Genomic DNA, 462 nt, shown 5'->3' with positions numbered 1-462 from the left:
GATTGATGATGTTCCACGCGCCGACGACAAGCGTGACGTCGGCCTTATAGGGCTCGGCATAAATCCTGTAGAAGGTGATGATCAGCGCGATGATCTGCACCGCAAAGATCACGAAGAAGGGACGGCTGATCTCCGACAGGCGGCTGACGGCGATCGATTCGTCCTTGGCGGTAACCTTGAAGGTCGGCTTCCTCGGATTGAGCATCACCGAGACGACGGCCGGCAGCAGATGCACCGTCTGGACATATTCGTAGAGCTCTGAAATCCAGGGCCAGCGGAACGACCCGTAGAGGTAATTCTGCATCATCAGATTCACGAGCATATAGGCAAGCGTGTAGGCGAGGAACTCGCCGCCCGAGGCTGTGAAGATTTCCAGGTCGAAGAACAGGTAGAAGAGCGGCGCAAACAGGAAGATCGTGCGCGGGAACGGGAAGAGCCAGAACAGCGTGGAGGACATATAGC

General features: G+C 56.5%; 1 pseudogene. It reads right to left on the bottom strand.

Going from position 1 to position 462, the window contains the following annotated elements:
* A pseudogene (locus tag EOD29_RS30660) lies at positions 1-462 on the bottom strand (cellulose synthase catalytic subunit (UDP-forming)); the annotation flags it as partial.

Source organism: Mesorhizobium sp. M1A.T.Ca.IN.004.03.1.1, assembly GCF_003997555.1.
In the GTDB taxonomy this organism is placed as follows: domain Bacteria; phylum Pseudomonadota; class Alphaproteobacteria; order Rhizobiales; family Rhizobiaceae; genus Mesorhizobium.
This window is presented reverse-complemented; position numbering and strand designations above follow the sequence as displayed.